The 18,268-nt window shown below is 33.9% G+C and carries 13 protein-coding genes; 11 read left to right on the top strand and 2 right to left on the bottom strand.

What is annotated here, in order from left to right:
* The first annotated feature begins 116 nt into the window (after positions 1 to 116).
* The 11 genes from HGP29_RS06270 to HGP29_RS06220 all read left to right on the top strand — a co-directional run bounded on the left by HGP29_RS06270 (position 117) and on the right by HGP29_RS06220 (position 16,123).
* Entirely contained in the window at positions 117 to 3,107 is a 2,991-nt protein-coding gene (locus HGP29_RS06270; protein ID WP_168881516.1) for a two-component regulator propeller domain-containing protein, read from the top strand.
* A gap of 377 nt (positions 3,108 to 3,484) precedes the next feature.
* The gene (locus HGP29_RS06265; RefSeq protein ID WP_168881515.1) at positions 3,485 to 5,440 is read left to right on the top strand and encodes a cellulase family glycosylhydrolase; all 1,956 of its coding nucleotides are present in this window, start codon (positions 3,485 to 3,487) and stop codon (positions 5,438 to 5,440) included.
* A 101-nt stretch (positions 5,441 to 5,541) separates the two neighbouring features.
* Positions 5,542 to 6,705, top strand: coding sequence for an MFS transporter (locus tag HGP29_RS06260; RefSeq protein ID WP_168881514.1), 1,164 nt, complete (start codon positions 5,542 to 5,544; stop codon positions 6,703 to 6,705).
* 183 nt (positions 6,706 to 6,888) lie between these two features.
* The gene (locus HGP29_RS06255) at positions 6,889 to 7,500 is read left to right on the top strand and encodes a thioredoxin family protein (protein ID WP_168881513.1); all 612 of its coding nucleotides are present in this window, start codon (positions 6,889 to 6,891) and stop codon (positions 7,498 to 7,500) included.
* An 81-nt stretch (positions 7,501 to 7,581) separates the two neighbouring features.
* On the top strand, positions 7,582 to 8,178 hold the full coding sequence (locus HGP29_RS06250) for a hypothetical protein (RefSeq protein WP_168881512.1): 597 nt from the start codon (positions 7,582 to 7,584) through the stop codon (positions 8,176 to 8,178).
* Positions 8,179 to 8,279: 101 nt separating this feature from the next.
* Entirely contained in the window at positions 8,280 to 9,839 is a 1,560-nt protein-coding gene (bshC, locus tag HGP29_RS06245; RefSeq protein WP_168881511.1) for a bacillithiol biosynthesis cysteine-adding enzyme BshC, read from the top strand.
* A gap of 108 nt (positions 9,840 to 9,947) precedes the next feature.
* On the top strand, positions 9,948 to 10,547 hold the full coding sequence (locus HGP29_RS06240; protein ID WP_168881510.1) for a sterol desaturase family protein: 600 nt from the start codon (positions 9,948 to 9,950) through the stop codon (positions 10,545 to 10,547).
* Between the two features lie 50 nt (positions 10,548 to 10,597).
* Positions 10,598 to 11,959: a dipeptidase gene (locus HGP29_RS06235; protein WP_168881509.1), complete on the top strand. Its 1,362-nt coding sequence runs from the start codon at positions 10,598 to 10,600 to the stop codon at positions 11,957 to 11,959.
* A 679-nt stretch (positions 11,960 to 12,638) separates the two neighbouring features.
* On the top strand, positions 12,639 to 14,105 hold the full coding sequence (sufB, locus tag HGP29_RS06230) for a Fe-S cluster assembly protein SufB (RefSeq protein WP_168881508.1): 1,467 nt from the start codon (positions 12,639 to 12,641) through the stop codon (positions 14,103 to 14,105).
* Positions 14,106 to 14,265: 160 nt separating this feature from the next.
* A complete protein-coding gene (locus HGP29_RS06225; RefSeq protein WP_168881507.1) occupies positions 14,266 to 15,723 on the top strand; it encodes a PAS domain-containing sensor histidine kinase in 1,458 nt (485 codons plus the stop codon).
* 4 nt (positions 15,724 to 15,727) lie between these two features.
* On the top strand, positions 15,728 to 16,123 hold the full coding sequence (locus tag HGP29_RS06220) for a response regulator (protein ID WP_168881506.1): 396 nt from the start codon (positions 15,728 to 15,730) through the stop codon (positions 16,121 to 16,123).
* A gap of 4 nt (positions 16,124 to 16,127) precedes the next feature.
* Here HGP29_RS06220 and HGP29_RS06215 read toward each other — a convergent pair whose 3' ends face one another.
* Entirely contained in the window at positions 16,128 to 16,766 is a 639-nt protein-coding gene (locus tag HGP29_RS06215) for a phosphatase PAP2 family protein (protein ID WP_168881505.1), read from the bottom strand.
* Positions 16,766 to 18,247, bottom strand: coding sequence for an RNA polymerase factor sigma-54 (rpoN, locus tag HGP29_RS06210; RefSeq protein WP_168881504.1), 1,482 nt, complete (start codon positions 18,245 to 18,247; stop codon positions 16,766 to 16,768). Before rpoN ends, HGP29_RS06215 begins: the two co-directional genes overlap by 1 nt.
* Between the last annotated feature and the right edge of the window lie 21 nt (positions 18,248 to 18,268).

Here is an 18,268-nt window from a genome sequence, read left to right as displayed (position 1 = left end):
ATTAATTGAGAACCTACTTTCTTATTTCGATTTGAAATGCAGTTTTTTATTGATATTTTTAGAATTGGGATTTAAGTTTTTAACGACGTAATTAAACTAACTGAATTAATATAAGTATGAAATTGAAGACTACGAGCTATTATTTATTTTTTCTCTCGGTATTATTCTTCCATTCAACAGTCATTGCACAAAATCAGATAATGCAATTTGATCATCTTACTGAAGAAGATGGTTTAACTTTTTCTACTGTTACATCTATTATACAGGACAATCAAGGTTTTATGTGGTTTGGCACTTTTAAAGGGCTGAATAGATATGATGGCTATGAAATGAAGACCTATATTCATCAAGAAGGTAATGATTTTGGACCTCATGATGATATGATCTCTTCGATAATTCAAGATCATTCTGGAAAACTATGGATAGGTTTATTGAATAATGGATTAAGTATTTTTGATCCTAAATCTGAAACTTTTAAACACCTAAAAGGCGGTCATGATCCAGAAAATATTGTTCCAAGTACTTCTGTAAATAGTTTATTAGAGGATAGCGATAATAATATTTGGATTGCATCAAGTAATGGGTTGTCTATCGTCAACTTTGACCGTAGTAAGTTCAAGAAATATTATCATAAAGAAGGAGAAACAAATTCTATCAACCATAATTCAGTATATGATATTGTTGAGGACCGTTGGAATAGAGTTTGGCTGGCAACAGGAAATAGAAAACTCTCGATGTATGATAAAAATACCAAAAAGTTTACTGAGGTGGAGTACACAGATCTTCCGTTGGAGAGTGTGGAAGATAATGACAAAAAGAACCTATGTATTTATCAAGATACGCTTTTATATATTGGAAGTAATAATGGCGGATTGTCAGAATATAACCTCTTAACAGGAGAACATACTTCTTACTTAGCAAGTGATGATAACTCTGGACCATCAAGTAATAATATCAGAGATATGTTAGAGGTCGACGGCAAAGTTTGGATAGCTACAGACGGTGCCGGCCTAAATGTATTTGATGTGAAGACGAAAACTTTCGAGGTCTATAAAAATGAAAAATCAAAACCCGAATCTTTATCTTCTGATGTTATCTGGTCACTATATCGAGATAATCAGAAAAACATATGGTTAGGTATTTATTTACAAGGGGTTGATAAGTACGACTCTCAGAAAAACTATTTCAGATTAGTAGGAAACACTCCTTGTGATAATAATGCATTACCAAATAAACCTGTTTTGGCACTTTACAATGACTCAAAAGGACAAAGATGGGTGGGTACCGATTGGGGTGGCTTGCATAAAATGTCAGAAAATGAACAGCATTTTTATCATTATGATATTGACGGAAGTCAGCTTCAAGATGATTATGCGGTAGATGTTTGTAAATCTATTGCAGAAGATAAATATGGCAATTTACTCGTCGGAACTTATAGTCAGGGCTTAAGAATATATGACCATAAAACAGGGAAGCAGTCCAACATTAAGAGAACTGATAGTAATAGTAGTATACCAAGTAATCATATTTGGGATATCATGACGGATTCTAGAGGTGTGACTTGGTTAGGAACACTTGGTGGAGGTATTGCTACTTTTGATCCTGACAAAAAAGACATCAAGGCATTGCCTTTAAACTACACCAATAATGCTCAGAAACATGTATACCATATTATGGAAGATTCTTATGGTAAAATATGGTTCAGTACGGATGGTGGGGCTGTTTACTATGATCCTCAAAGTAATCAGTGGAACTTCTCGGTAATACAAGAATTCTTAGACAAGGATCATAGTTTCCATTATGTAAAGGCAATTATTGAAGATAAATATCGACACATTTGGATCGGTACTGCAGCGGGTTTAATAAAATATAAGCCTGAAAGTAAACATTTTGAAGTGCTTGATAAATCCAATGGAATTCCAGACTTACCAATTCTCAATTTGGCTTCTGATGTGAATGGTGATATCATTTTAAGTACAAAAAAGTACATCTCCAAAGTCTTATTGAATGGGAATAAAATTGTAAGCTATTATATCTCTAACAACTCCTTTAATTACAATGCTGTAATCGCAATGGATAATCATGAGATTGGTATTGGAGGAACGGATGGGATTACAGTTTTTGACCCTCGAGAACTAAAAGAAAATCAGAATATACCTCCAGTTTATGTGACAGATTTTGAGCTTTTTAATGTGCCGCAACGCCCAACAGACTCAACATCATATTTAAAAGAAAACGTAACTGAAATTGATTTAATTACTTTAGATCATGATCAATCAGTTATCAATTTTAAGTATTGTGGAATTAATTATTCTGAGACGGAAAGAAATCAATACGCTTATAAATTAGAAGGATTTGATGAACAGTGGAACTATGTGGGAGATCGAAGAATGGCCACATATACCAATTTGGATCCAGGGCAGTATACTTTTAAGGTAATAGCTTCAAATAACCATGGTGTTTGGAACAAAGAAGGGACGAGTTTAGAGTTAATTATTAAAACTCCATTTTGGCAAAGCTTGTGGTTTAGAGCTTTAATGTTGATAGGGTTTTTATTACTGCTGTATCTAGTTCAAAGAGTAAGGATTATAAATGTAAAAAGACAGTTTGTTTTCGATAAGATTAGAGCTGAACGAGAGAAAATTCAAGTGCATAACGAAAAGCTTGAGCAGGAGTTGACCAGTATCAAATCTGAATTAGAGAATATTACGATCAGTCACTTACATAAGAACCAAAGTTTACAACAAATTCGAACCAAATTAGAAGATATCTCAAAAGGTTTGTCTACAGCCGAACAAAGAAAAATTAGAAGTTTGGTAAGAGATATCAATAAGGAATCTGAAGATCATGATTATTGGGATAAGTTTGAACATCAGTTTAACAAGTCACACAATAACTTCTTAGAGAGGTTCTCAAAAGAATATCCAGACTTAAGCAAGAGAGAATTACGTATCTGTGCTTATTTAAGAATGGATTTGGATAATCAAGAGATTGCAACTTTGATGAACGTTAGTGTAAGAACTCTGGAGACATCAAGGTATAGAATCAGAAAGAAAATTGGCTTAGAAAATAGAAAGTCATTGACAAAGATGATCACGCGTTTCTAACTACAATCAAATCGGATTAGTATAAAACGAATTACTTGCATTTCAGGTAATTCGTTTTTTTTATGCTGATTTTATTGTAAGTGTTTGATTATCATTTTGTAAGAGTGTTTCTGTTGTATAATTGTTGTATTAAAAACGTAAAAAAGTAATATGGATTGGTCATGTTTTATAAGATCTAATTACGATAATTGAGTGTTGACAGAAACACCTTTGAAAAAACTATGAAATGAAGAATGATTACGTGTTTTACTGAAGAAATTTCATCTGTACGATTCGTCATTCAAGAAAAGTGTAAACTAACTATTAAATGAAGGTGAATTATTAATTACCAGCCCAAGTCATACTTACGACTTGGGCTTTTTAAACTCTTTTAGAATATGAAAATTAAACTATTACTAACTTTCTTATTATGTACTTTCTCTTCTTATGCACAACTGTCTCCACATGATGCTGTAACCATGATGGGAAGAGGAATTAATTTAGGAAATACATTAGATGCCCCTTATGAAGGAGAGTGGGCATTGAAAGCTGAAGAATACTACTTTGATGATTATAAGTCAGCAGGATTTCAATCAGTGAGGATACCAGTAACATGGCATAATCATGTGAGTGAATCTACTCCTTACACCGTAGACAAGGAGTTTATGGATAGAGTAGAACAGGTAGTGGACTGGGCTTTAAGCAGAGGTTTTATGGTGATATTAAATTGTCATCATGAAGACTGGTTAAAGGAAGACTATTCATCAGCCAATATTGCTAGGTATGAGAAAATATGGGAGCAGATTGTTCAGAGATTCAAAGACAAATCTGAAAAGTTAGTATTTGAACCCTTTAATGAACCGAGGACGCTAGAGAAAAGTCTGACAATTTCACAAGCAGCCGACGCCAATAAAAGAGCGTTACATATCATCAGAAAGGAAAATCCAACAAGAAATGTTGTGATTTCAGGTACAGGCTGGTCTGCAATAAAAGACTTATTAGAAGCAAACTTCCCCAATGATGAATATATTATTGGGTACTACCACACCTATGACCCTTGGCCTTTTTCATCTGCTCAAGAGAATATTAAATGGGGATCTGAAGAGGATAGAGAATACATTGCTCAAGAATTTCAGAAGGTTAAGAATTGGAGTACTCAGAAAGGAATTCCTGTTATTATGAGTGAATTCGGTTCAGTACATCAAACAGATTATAATTCTAGAATGATACATTATGCCACGTATGTCGAAGAGGCACTAACAAGAGGAATTTCATTTATGGCTTGGGATGATGGTGGAATGTTTGAGATTTATAAAAGAAAAGATAGAGCATGGCATGATACCAAGGATATACTGATTCATTATTCTGAAAAATGTATTGATCAGTTAAAACTCTCTACTTCTTCTGACTCAATAATAAATTTCACTTGGGAAAGTAGAATAGCATTGTCAACACGTATTCAAATAAAATCTGGTAATCAGTTTATAGATATAGATACATTAGATTCAGAGTTGGAAAGTTATGCCTATTCAGGTATCACACCAGGTAAATCTTATACTTTTCGTTTGATGCAACTTGACGAATCAGATACACTATATTCTTACCCACAAAAAATATCTATACTTCCTTCAGAGAGAACACCTTATAAGAAGGTGATCAATCTACCGGGAAGTATAGAAGCTGAAGATTATGATATTGGAGGGCAAGGATTTACATATTTTGAAAAAGATGAAATCAATCAAGGAGGAGCATATAGAGACGAAGGGGTTGATATTGAAGAAAATGCTGAAGGTTTTCATGTTGGATATGCTGAAGATGGAGAATGGTTAGAATATTCTGTAGATGTACAAGAATCAGGAATATATAAGTTAACAGCACATTTGGCCTCTGCAGAGGGAGGAGGAAAACTCAGTATTTATTCAAAAAATGATAAAACAAATAAATTAGAATTCAATGCTTCAAATACTGGAGGGTGGAATGTATTTGAAGAAGTTGAAGGGTTTCTATCCCTTTCGGAAGGAGCTCAGGTCATTCGTTTATTGATTGAGTCTACTCCTGCTTATAATATCGATAAAGTTGACTTTGAGTTAACAGATAGAGAAATACTTTCTACACATCAATTAGAAAATGAAATCAGTATTTATCCAAATCCAGCATTCGATCAAGTATCATTAAAGTTGCCAATGGCGACACGAGCAATAGATATTCAAGTATTAGATGCTATTGGTAATACAATGATCATTCATCAGATTAGCCAAGATAAATTAGACATCAAATCCTTACCGAGAGGTTTATATTTTATTAGAGTAAAGGTTGGAGAAGATTTGATTTACAAAAGATTGATCAAGCAATAAAAGAGAAAATCACAAATAAATCCCTGAGATATGATAGTGATGAGATTTATGTACCTTTGGTTAAAATTTCATTTTTTCATATCTCATCTTTTTTATACTAAATGGACAAACAAAGCCTAAAACAACTAAGACAAAACCCTATGTATGTTTTTTTACTTGTACTTTCTATAGCAACTGCTTTAGGATTTCAAGGATGGCGTACGCTCTTCAATAATTTTGCGGTAGATCAGATAGGGTTAAACGGTTTAGATATTGGTGCAATACAATCTTTTCGAGAAGTACCGGGCTTCCTTGTAGTAACAGCCTTATTTTTTCTAATGTTTATTAGAGAAGATAAGTTTGCGTCAATCTCAATTATGGTAATGGGTGTTGGTATAGGAATCACAGGGCTATTCCCAACATTTTGGGGATTGATGTTTACTACATTAATTATGTCAATAGGTTTCCATTATTTTGAAACAGCCAACCAATCATTAACATTACAAAGCTTCTCAAAAAAGGATAGTCCTCTAGTGATGGCAAGGCTTCGTAGTATTATGTCATTTACCAACATTGCAATTGGTGGAGCTATTTATGGTTTGACCTTCGTCACTGACTTTAATACCATTTATATAATGATCGGTGTTGTTGTTGTTATTGCTGGTGGCTGGGCATTATTTCAAAACCCAATCCATAAAGATGCAATCCCACAGCATAAGAAGATGATTTTCAAACAGAAGTACTGGTTGTTTTATGTACTTAACTTATTAAGTGGTGCTAGACGTCAGGTGTTTGTAGTGTTCGCCGTTTTATTATTAGTAGAGAAATACAATTTTACTATACAGGAAATTACTATTCTTTTTGTATTGAATAATGTAGTATCGATGTATACTAACCCAATTATCGCAAGGCTTTTAAATAAATATGGAGAACGAAAAATGTTAAGTTTTGAGTACATCAGTCTTATCATCGTCTTCTTATGCTATGCATTAATTGAAAATAGATGGGTGGTAGCAGGCCTTTATATTATCGATCATATCTACTTTAATTTCTCAATTGGTATAAAGACGTATTTCCAAAAGCATGCAGATCCTAAAGATATTGCACCTTCTATGGCGGTAGGTTTTACTATTAACCATGTTGTAGCAGTATTCTTGCCATTATTGGGTGGTTGGATTTGGCTTAAAGATTGGACTTTGCCGTTTTATGGAGGTGCATTCTTATGTGTTCTTTCATTAATTTTCACTCAATTTATGTTGCCAACACCAGAAGAGATCGAGGAGTAGAAAGTTTAATGGTACTATATCAAGTTTATCAATAAGATCATAAAAAAAATATAGAATGTTGATCGAAATTTCATTTTGATTTAGTAGATTATGTATCGAAAAAACTAAGATTGATTGTATCAACCATAATCAATTCGACAATTTTTTTTAGATCTATATAATAACCACAACAACCTAAGATATATGGCAGAAAACCAAACAGTAGCTCAAGAGTATATTGATAATGCATTTGTTTATGATACTTACAGAGAAGCACTTGATGCCTTGCTAGCAGGAGACCCAACAATCATTAATTATGAGGATTCGTCATTAGTGGATTATACTCGTCTTAATGTCTCTAGAATGCAGAGAATTGACAAAACCAACCGTTTATTGGATGGTTTAAGAAATGCAGGAAGAGCATTGAATAGAAGTGTTTTTTGGTTGGTAATTACTGAAGGTTGGTGCGGAGATGCGGCACAAAGTATTCCGATTATTGCCGAAGCAGCTCAGGTTTCTGAAAAGATTGATTTACGATTTATCCTTAGAGATAATAACGTAGATCTAATGGAGCAATTCTTGACTAATGGTTCTAGATCTATTCCTAAACTACTCATGATATGTCAGAAAACGAATGAGGTTTTGGCGACATGGGGACCTAGGCCACAAGAATTAACAGATCTTATACCTGAGATAAAGAAGGCGGTAGGAGAAGATAAACAACAGTTTAGTATTAAAATCCAGCAATGGTATAACAAGAACAAAGGAAAAGCAATTATGAAAGACCTTGAAGCTTTATTGAACGGGATTTCATAATTAGAAAATAAATTTATTAATGAAGGCTACGATGCGTTGTGGCCTTCTTTTTTATGTACATTTTATCGTAATTCTTCTGAAATGTCATCACATCATATTGTAAAAGATGATCAAGAGCCTGCACTGCTTATTTTATCAGTTAATGAATCGAATATTGATACGATCCATAACTTATTAGAATGGAGTCCAATTGTGATCACCAATACTGCTACCTTGGAGCAATTAGTTTCTATGGATATAAAAGTAGATTGGGTTTTAATTAATCCTGAAGAGGAAGAAGAGGTGCATCAGATCATGCAATATCAAATACCATATCATATTAGAAAAAAGGAAAATACTGATATTGGAGAGGCATTACTTTGGTTGAAGGAGAAAAATCATCAAGCACTTAATATTGTTGATGATACTTTGACTAAAGAACTTAAAAGTGAGCTTTTACATCAAGAGTTAATAAAAACAGTAGTGATTTATTCTCAGAATAAGAGAATCTACAGAAGTAAAACCTCACCTTTTGATAAATGGATGAAAAGCCATCAACAATTTTCATTTGATATTGAAGTGGAAACAGAAAACTTAAAATTTGATGCCGATAATCAATCTTATTCTGTAATCAATGATGGAACAGTAACCATCAAAGCTGAAGCTCCATTTTATATTTATGAAACTTTAAGAGTCTAATTCAAGTAATTACTATTGTTGGAACAAATATTTTAATCACAACCTTTTTTTTTACAAAAGTGTGCTTAAATTCGTGATTCCATAGAATGATAATATTCAACATGAATTCATATAAAATTCCTTTCGAAACAGCAGGGTTATACGGGAAAATGTTTCTTGACTATCTTAATGGAAAAGAAGCACTGACATCCCTTTATAAATACAAACCAACTTTAGACTCATTTGATCAAATAATCTCAGACAGAAAACACTTTTCAACTGAACAGAGAATATTATTAGTAGATAGCCTAAAAGAACAATACCAGAATATTGAAGGAGCTCCGATGGCTCAAATAGATCTGTTACAACAAGAAAATACTTTTACGATTGTAACAGGTCACCAATTAAATATTTTCACTGGCCCTTTATTTTTCATCTATAAAATTGCTGCTGCAATTCATTTAGCCAATGAATTAAAGGAGAAACATCCTGAATACAATTTTGTACCTGTATACTGGATGGCTACTGAGGATCATGATTTTGAGGAAATAGCATCATTCCAACTAGGAAAGAGAAAATATACATGGGAACATCCACAAACTGGAGGACCTGTTGGACGACTTAATTTGGATGGGATAAACGATATCCTTGATCAAATTAAAGACATGCCCAACCTATTTGTTGATGCTTACAGAAAGCATGAAACATTGACTGAAGCAACTAGGTATTATGTCAATGCTCTTTTCGGAGAATATGGATTAGTGTGTATTGATGCTGATTCGCCTGAATTAAAAACACCTTTTAAAGAAGTGATGAAGAAAGAAATCTTTGATCAGAAAGGTGTTCGACAGGTAGAAAAGGCCAATCATATTATTGAAGAATTAGGTTATAAGACGCAAATTCATGCAAGAGATATTAACCTATTCTATATGGAAGATACAGAACGTCTTCGACTAGAATCTGTAGGTGATAAAATCCAAACCGTTGGAGGAGATTATCAATGGACAAAAGAGGAGATGTTGTCATTAATTGAGAATCATCCAGAAAAGTTAAGTCCTAATGTTGTCCTTCGTCCGGTATTACAAGAAATCTTATTGCCAAATTTGGCTTATTTAGGTGGTCCTGCAGAAGTAATCTATTGGTTACAACTTAAAGGAGTATTTGATATGTATGATGTCAACTTCCCAATGGTCTTACCGAGAGGTTTCAATCTGATATTAAACCAACAGTTTGCTGAACGATGGAAAAAAACGGGATGGGATTTATCGGAATTACTTCAGCCTGTACGTAAAATAGAAGAAAAAGTACTAGAGGACAATACTTCTGTAGTTACTGATATTGATGAGCAGGTGAATGAAATGAATAAGCTTTATGAGCAACTTATGATGAAAGCCAAAGCAATTTCTCCCAACTTGGAGAAACATATTTTGGCAGAACAAATACGTACTCAGAAAAGGCTAGAACATACCCATAAGAAGTTACGAAAGGAAGGTAAGCGGAAATTGAGAACAGATATAGAAAGAATTACCTGTATTCGAGAATGTTTGTTACCCAATAATGCACCACAAGAAAGGGTAGAGAATTTAATGGAGTATTGGCCTAAGCAACCAGATTTGATACCAGAATTAATAAAAGAACTCAATCCATTGTCATTTAATTTGAATGTTTTGGTTGAAGAATAATAAAAAACGGACACTTTTTCTTTTGTAGAAAAGGTGTCCGTTTGTATTTTAGTAAAGATAATAATTAAATAAGCCCAATCTAACTCTTTATTATATCCTTTAATAACTATGTCATTAGCTCAAAACAAAAAAGCAAAGACCCTTTTTGAAAACCCTATTCTTGAGAAATTAACGCATACACACGCAGCTGTTCCAATCTCTATGTATGCTATTATTGGTTCCTTCTTAGTAATATATGGAGTATATAACCAATTTTTAGGTACAATTCAGGCTATCGGGTTATACTGCTTGGGAGTACTCTTCTTCACATTCATCGAATATGCAATGCACAGGTTCGTATTTCATATGGAACCAGATACCGAATTAAAGAAAAATATCACTCATAAGTTTCATGGAGTTCATCATGATTTTCCAAAAGATAAGTCACGTTTAGCCATGCCTCCTGTTGTGAGTTTATTTCTAAGTGCAGCTTTTTTTGGATTATTCTATTATTTAATGGGAGATTATGCCTATGGATTTGGTGGTGGTTTTTTAACAGGGTATGCTATGTATCTAGGAGTGCATTATATCGTTCATGCATACAGACCTCCAAAAAACTTCTTGAAAATCCTGTGGATACATCATGGTATTCATCATTATAAGACTGATGATAAGGCGTTTGGAGTTTCATCACCTTTGTGGGATGTGATATTTCGAACAATGCCCTAAATTTGTAGTTATTATTTCAACTTAGAAATCTTTTAGAACGATTAAATTTTATGACTCCCTACATTGAACAAAACAAAGATAGATTCTTGGCAGAGCTTTTTGATTTGCTTAGAATACCATCAGTAAGTACAGACGTCACATACCAACCAGATATTAAAAAGGCAGCAGCATTTATCGCTCACCAGTTAAAAGAGGCAGGGGCTGACAATGTAGAAATTTGTGAAACAGCAGGTAATCCAGTGGTTTATGGAGAGAAATTAATTGATCCATCATTGCCAACGGTCCTAGTGTATGGTCACTATGATGTGCAACCTGCAGATCCAATCGATTTATGGGATACACCTCCATTTGAACCAACAATAAAAGGTGATAATATTTATGCAAGGGGAGCTTCTGACGATAAAGGTCAGATGTATATGCATGTAAAAGCATTCGAATCAATGATGAAAAACAACACATTGACTTGTAATGTTAAATTCATGATTGAAGGTGAAGAGGAAATTGGTTCTGTAAACCTTGGTACGTTTATCAAAGAAAGAAAAGATAGCCTGAAGGCAGATGTTATTCTTATCTCTGATACAGGTATGATTAGCGTAGACACTCCTTCAATTACAGTAGGTTTAAGAGGTCTTAGCTACATGGAAGTTGAGCTTACGGGACCAAATAGAGACCTTCACTCAGGGATGTATGGTGGAGCTGTTCAAAATCCATTAAATGCATTGGCCGAAGTAGTTGCTGCATTAAAAGATAAAGACGGTCATATTACCATTCCTGGCTTCTATGATAAAGTAGAGGTGATATCTGATGAAGATAGAGCCAAAATGGCAAAAGCACCATTCGATTTAGAAGCATATAAGAAAGCATTAGATATCGAAAAAGAATTCGGTGAAAAAGGTTTTTCTACAAACGAAAGAACGTCTATCCGTCCGACTCTTGATGTAAACGGAATGTGGGGAGGATACACAGGTGAAGGTGCAAAGACAGTTATCGCATCTAAAGCGTATGCTAAAATCTCTATGAGACTCGTTCCTCACCAGTCATGGGAAGAGATCTCAGACTTGTTTACAAAACATGTTGAATCTATTGTACCTGATGGAATCAAAGTGAAAGTTACTGCACATCATGGCGGTACTCCAGTGGTAATTCCAACGAACTCTGTAGAGTTTGAGGCGGCATCAAAAGCTTATGAAGAGGCGTTTAATAAAGAGCCAATTCCTGTAAGAAGCGGTGGTTCTATTCCAATTGTAGCTTTATTTAAAGAGGAGCTAGGGTTAGATTCTATTATGATGGGATTTGGATTAGATTCAGATGCGATCCATTCACCAAATGAAAAATTCGGTATTTTCAACTTCTTAAAAGGAATTGAGACGATCGAATTATTCTATAAACATTATGCTGCAGTAAAGAAATAATTATTATTGATTACGGTAGTATTAAGAAAGCTGTATGGGAGATGATTTTCCGTACAGCTTTTTTTCATGCCTCTGATTATAAATAAGATCTCTCTAAATCTATAGAAAAAACAAAGGGTCATCCCTTTTCCCTTCGAGACAACCCAGTTGTAAATATTAGTATTAAAAAGTTAAGGCCAAAGGTATACAGTCATGAATTTTTATACCTGGTAACTATAACATGAGGCAAATGTTACAGTTAGCAACTTTAACATTTGTAAATATAACGATTCAAAGAACATAAAGAATTTTATTAACAAGATTTTTGCTTAATTGTTTAAAAAGTCTGTGAGTTACAATTAGTTGTATTTTTTACACGTCAAAAACAGGGTTGAAAATAATAATGTATAAAATTAAGTTTGGTGGGTATTATCATTGATTTGGTTGGTTTTTTTTTATAAAGTGCCCATTTGGATTAAGTTTTTTGATGAAAATCATATTTTCTAAAATTATTCTTTTAATTTTGCAATTTAGAACCATACTAAATTAAAAAGTGTGGAGATTTACAAAACAAACAAGCAAAAAATAAGTCACATTGATTTAAAACTATCTAATAGTTTAGCTTGTTATCTAAAGTAGATCGTTTTTAAAAAATTGGTAAAAGACTTAAGTATAAGCGTATTATAACGTTGACAATATAATGAGTGCAGATCAGGACAATAAAATTTTAGAGGACTTTACGTCCAAAGAATACGAACATGGTTGGACTGTCGATATTGAGGCAGAACAAGCACCTAAGGGTCTTAATGAAGGAACTATCCGCTTTATTTCTGCTAAGAAAGAAGAGCCGGAATGGTTATTAGAGTGGAGATTGGAAGCGTTTAAAGCTTGGCAACAAATGGAATGTCCTGAATGGGCAAACGTTGTTTTTGAACAAGTGAACTACCAAGATATTATCTACTACTCAGCGCCAAAGCAAAAGGCAACTTTAGAGTCTTTAGAAGACGTTGATCCTGAGTTGTTAGCTACTTTCGAAAAATTAGGTATTTCTTTAGACGAGCAAAAAAGACTTACAGGAGTTAAAGATTCAAACATTGCAGTAGATGCGGTATTTGACTCAGTTTCTGTAGCGACTACTTTCAAAGATACTTTAGCTGAAAAGGGTATTATTTTCTGTTCTTTCTCAGAAGCAGTAAAAGATCACCCTGAGTTAGTGAAAAAATATTTAGGTTCAGTAGTACCTGTTAAAGATAACTTCTTCTCAGCATTAAACTCTGCAGTATTCTCAGACGGATCGTTCTGTTACATTCCTAAAGGCGTTCGTTGCCCAATGGAATTATCAACTTACTTCCGTATCAATGCAGCAGGTACAGGTCAGTTCGAAAGAACTTTGATCGTTGCTGAAGATGATTCTTATGTTTCTTACTTAGAAGGATGTACTGCACCTCAACGTGATGAAAACCAACTTCACGCAGCTGTAGTTGAAATTTTCGTTCATAAAGATGCTGAAGTAAAATACTCTACTGTTCAAAACTGGTACCCTGGTGATGAAGAAGGTAAAGGTGGTGTATACAACTTCGTAACAAAAAGAGGTATTTGTGATGGTGATAATGCTAAGTTATCATGGACACAAGTAGAAACTGGTTCTGCAGTAACTTGGAAGTACCCTTCTTGTATCTTAAAAGGAGATAACTCTGTAGGGGAGTTCTATTCAGTAGCTGTAACCAACAAAATGCAGCAAGCAGATACAGGTACTAAAATGGTACATATTGGTAAAAACACTAAGTCTAGAATTGTTTCTAAAGGTGTTTCTGCTGGTAAATCACAAAACTCATATAGAGGTTTAGTGAAAGTAATCAAGAATGCTGAAAACTCTCGTAACTTCTCTCAATGTGACTCATTACTAATGGGTGATAAATGTGGAGCTCATACTTTCCCTTACATTGAAGTGGATAACAACACTGCTAAGGTAGAACATGAGGCAACTACATCGAAAATTGGCGAAGACCAGATCTTCTATTGTAACCAAAGAGGTATCGATACAGAGCAAGCAGTTGCACTTATCGTAAACGGATACTGTAAAGAGGTATTGAATAAATTACCAATGGAATTTGCTGTTGAAGCACAAAAATTATTAGCTCTTTCATTAGAGGGTTCTGTAGGTTAAGCTATTCAATTTAGCGATAAACAAGGGCGTAGTACAATGTTATGTACTACGCCCTTTTTGTTTTTATTCATGATAAAATTGGAATAATATTATGGAATTGTATTGATAATCACTAAATTATAGGTAATACTACTTTTTATAAACTGGACTTTCTACAATTATGGATTATTCGAAAGAATGGTATCTATCTGTCCTAAATGCGATTAACGATTTGATTCTTGTGAAAGGTGACAAGTCCAAACTGTTATGGGCAAATAAGGCATTTTGCGACTATTATAATATGACTAACGAGCAACTAAAAGACATAATAGATAGCGAAAACAGTGATCCAGATGATACTATACAATATGTGAAAGATGATCATTATGTATTTACAAATGGCGTAACCTTAAACGTACCAAGTGAGGCCGTAACAGACAGTAAAGGAAATGTAAACTATTTCCATACCATCAAAAACCCAATTAAAGAGAAAGAGGTAATTGTTAGGACTGTGGGTGTTTCTCGTTTGATAGAAGATCATGATGCCATTGAAAAATCAAAGAAACTGCATTCTCAACAAAAAACGAGTATAAGAGACCTACGTACCTTCGTTGAGTCAATTCCGTCGCCAGCAATGATGTTGGATACTTCACAGCGTATAATTACTGTCAGTCAGGATTGGTACAGACAACTTTCTATTGAGCAAGATACTCTTGTTGGGAAAAACTTTTCTGATTTATATAGAGAAGACTTATCATTTTCTAATGAGATAGAAGATTCAATTAAGAACAATAAACGAATAGAAATTGAATTAGCCACTATCGATATAAATGATAAAGAGGTTCACTTTAAAGTGCAGATTAACCCATGGTTGTTACCTTCTGATGAGGTGGGAGGAGTGATGCTGTTGTTAAGTAATATCACTAGTCAAATAGAAAAAGAAAAGGTATTAAAACAGCATAATGAAGAGCTAAAGCAGTTTGCTTATATCACTACGCATGATGTTAAAGCTCCAATTACCAATATATCTAGCTTCTTAGCACTTTTAAGTGAAGAGGATAACCTCAATAGTGAAAAAGCACAACAGGCGATGTATTGGATGAATAAGTCCATAGAAAAGGCCCAAGAAAAAATACATGATTTAGTGAAAGTTATAGAACAAAGGGAACAAGGTGTACATCCCGAAGAAATCAATATCTATAACTTTATCGAAGAGATAATAAATGGACATACTTCAGAATTAGAAAAGATAGATGGTAAAGTAATTTTAAAAATCCCATTGAACTTAATGGTTTTAACTTCGGTTAAACAGTTGAAGACGATTTTTGAAAATCTCGTTTCTAATGCCATAAGGTATCGATACCATATCAGAAACTTGGAACTAGAAATCTCATTAAAAGAAAAGGAAAAAGGTAAAGTGAGTATTCAGTTTAAAGACAATGGAATTGGTATTGATTTGAATAAACATGAAAATAGAATTTTTGAGATGTTCAAGAGGGCCAATATGGAAGTAGAAGGGAACGGTTTAGGGTTGTATCTTACCAAGCAAGCCCTAAGTCAGATTAACGGCAAGATTGATGTAGAAAGTGAAGTGGGAATAGGTACCACCTTCACTGTAACTTTACCCTTATCACTGTAACGACATGAAAAATTTAGACATATTATTGATTGATGACGATGAGTTGTCAAATATATATACGGTTATTAAGATCAAAGAATTTACTCAGGTTCCAGAAGTTTCAATATGCTATAATGGAGAGCAGGCACTTGAATATATTAAATCAAAGATGTCGTCTGGAGCAGCACTTCCAGATTACATTTTCTTGGATATTCATATGCCCATAATGAATGGATTAGAGTTCTTGGAAGAATACCAATATGTGGAAAAGAAATCGAAAATTATTATGTTGAGTACTTCTATTTTGGAAGAAGAAAGAGCAATCGCTTTAAAATATGATTTTGTTGTAGACTTCATCAATAAACCTTTGAAAGTTGAATTAATGAAGGAAATCTTTTCAAGAAGTACTGTTCAAAAGTAATCTATTAAAATAGTAGATAAGCGCTGCCAATGCAGCCAAAATACCCACTAAGAAAGCCTATCACAGCACCTAAATAGACCTGATATGGAGTATGGGCATTTAAGTAGAGTCTAGCGGTAATAATAAGCCCTAAGGCTATAATACCTAATCCAAAAGCATCAAATAAAATGATCGGAGTATTTATTTGTTCTGTAATAAAGTAAAGGCAGATTCCAATAAATCCAGAAACACCCATACTGTGTAGGCTAATCCTCTCAATAAAATTAGCAATAGTAGTCACAAATAAAGTGAATGTGATACTGATATAAGCTACACTCATATTGTCGCTCACATTGATTTTGTGTAATAAAATAAAGCAAATCAATGCCAATGCGACAATCATAATAGATAATGCAAAAGAACGCTCATCCCTTGAGTGCATTTGTGGATCTTTGATAACACCAAAGCGCTGCATTACCAATAAACAACTGATTGGCATTATAGAGGAAATGGTAGATAACAATGTAAACAAGGACCATCTTGCTTTGGCATCTAACCACGGAGCTTCGTTGGCTCCAAAAAGAAATAACCCTGCAATAATGCAGGGTAAAAATATCGGATGGAGGACAACCGAAATTATTTGAAAGAATTTCTTAGTGTCCATTAAAGTTCTTTTCTCATTCGGGCAACAGGAATGTTCATCTGCTCTCTATATTTTGCAACAGTTCTACGAGCAATATTATATCCTTTAACACGAAGTAATTTTTCAAGTTTGTCGTCTGAAAGAGGTTTTCTTTTGTCCTCTTTGTCAATCATTTCTCTTAAAACAGATTTTACCTGTTTACTACTTACATCTTCTCCACTTTCAGTTGAAATACTTTCTGAGAAGAAATATTTAAGAGGGTAGATACCGAAGTCGGTTTCTACTACTTTACTACTGGCTACCCTAGAAACTGTAGAAATATCCATTTGGATGATTTCAGCAATATCTTTTAAGATCATTGGTTTTAATTTTCCTTCATCGCCACTTAAGAAAAATGGTGTTTGGTAATCGATGATGGCTTGCATTGTTCTTAATAAGGTATCCTGACGTTGTTTGATTGCATCAATAAACCATTTGGCAGCGTCGAGCTTCTGTTTTACAAAACGAACCTCTTCACGCATTTTTTTAGTCTTCTTTGGTGTTTTATCAAAAGCATCAAGCATATCTCCATACTGACGACTAACTCTTAAATCGGGAGCATTTTTACCGTTTAATGAGATAGTAATTCTGCCATTAACCTCTTTTACAATAAAGTCTGGTGTTAAGAATTGTGCAGATGCTACCATTGTATTCACTCCACCTGGCTTTGGGTTGAGGTGAGTAATCATATCAATGGCGTCTTTCATCTGAGTATCATCAATACCCAAACGTTTTTGAATTTTCGTATAATGCTTCTTTTTAAATTCTTCGAAACATAATACGATCATTTTTATAGCGATCTTTACTGTAGGATCATTTTGGTCTTTCTTTTTCAGTTGAATTTCAAGACATTCCTGTAAAGTTCTTGCACCGATTCCTGGAGGGTCGAAGTTCTGAATTCTCTTTAGAATTTTTTCGACTTGATCTAAATTTGTTTCTACATTTTGTAAGAAAGCAAGATCATTAACGATAGCTTCTAAAGGTCTTCTGATATATCCGTCACTTTCTATACTGCCAATTAATTGTTCACCAATTTGGTGTTCAACATCATTGAGGTTTAAAAAGCTTAGTTGTGTTAATAATGAATCTCCCAGTGTGTCCATCATTGGGATAGGTAGTTCTTTGTCTTCAGAAACATCACCATCACCATACATTTTATACCCTGCGATATCATCATTATCGACATAATCATCAATATTGACTTCATCAATAGGGTCTATATCGGGTACTTCGTCAAATTCATCGTTGACATCAAGTTCTTCTTGTGAGTTAGAATCGTCGTTCCCAAATTCGTTTTCTTCTTTATCACTATCCTTCCCTTCTTCAAGTACTGGGTTTTCTTGAAGTTCTTCTTGAATTCTTTTTTCAAGTTCGATGGTTGGTACCTGCAACAATTTAATGAATTGGATCTGTTGCGGTGATAATGTCTGTGTCTGCTTGAGCTTCTGTGCCTGTTTTAACATGGTCTTGAAGTCAGTAAAATT

The sequence above is a fragment of the Flammeovirga agarivorans genome (assembly GCF_012641475.1).
Classification (GTDB): Bacteria; Bacteroidota; Bacteroidia; order Cytophagales; family Flammeovirgaceae; genus Flammeovirga; species Flammeovirga agarivorans.
The sequence above is the reverse complement of the archived record's forward strand: the minus strand, read 5'-3'. Positions and strand labels throughout refer to the sequence as shown.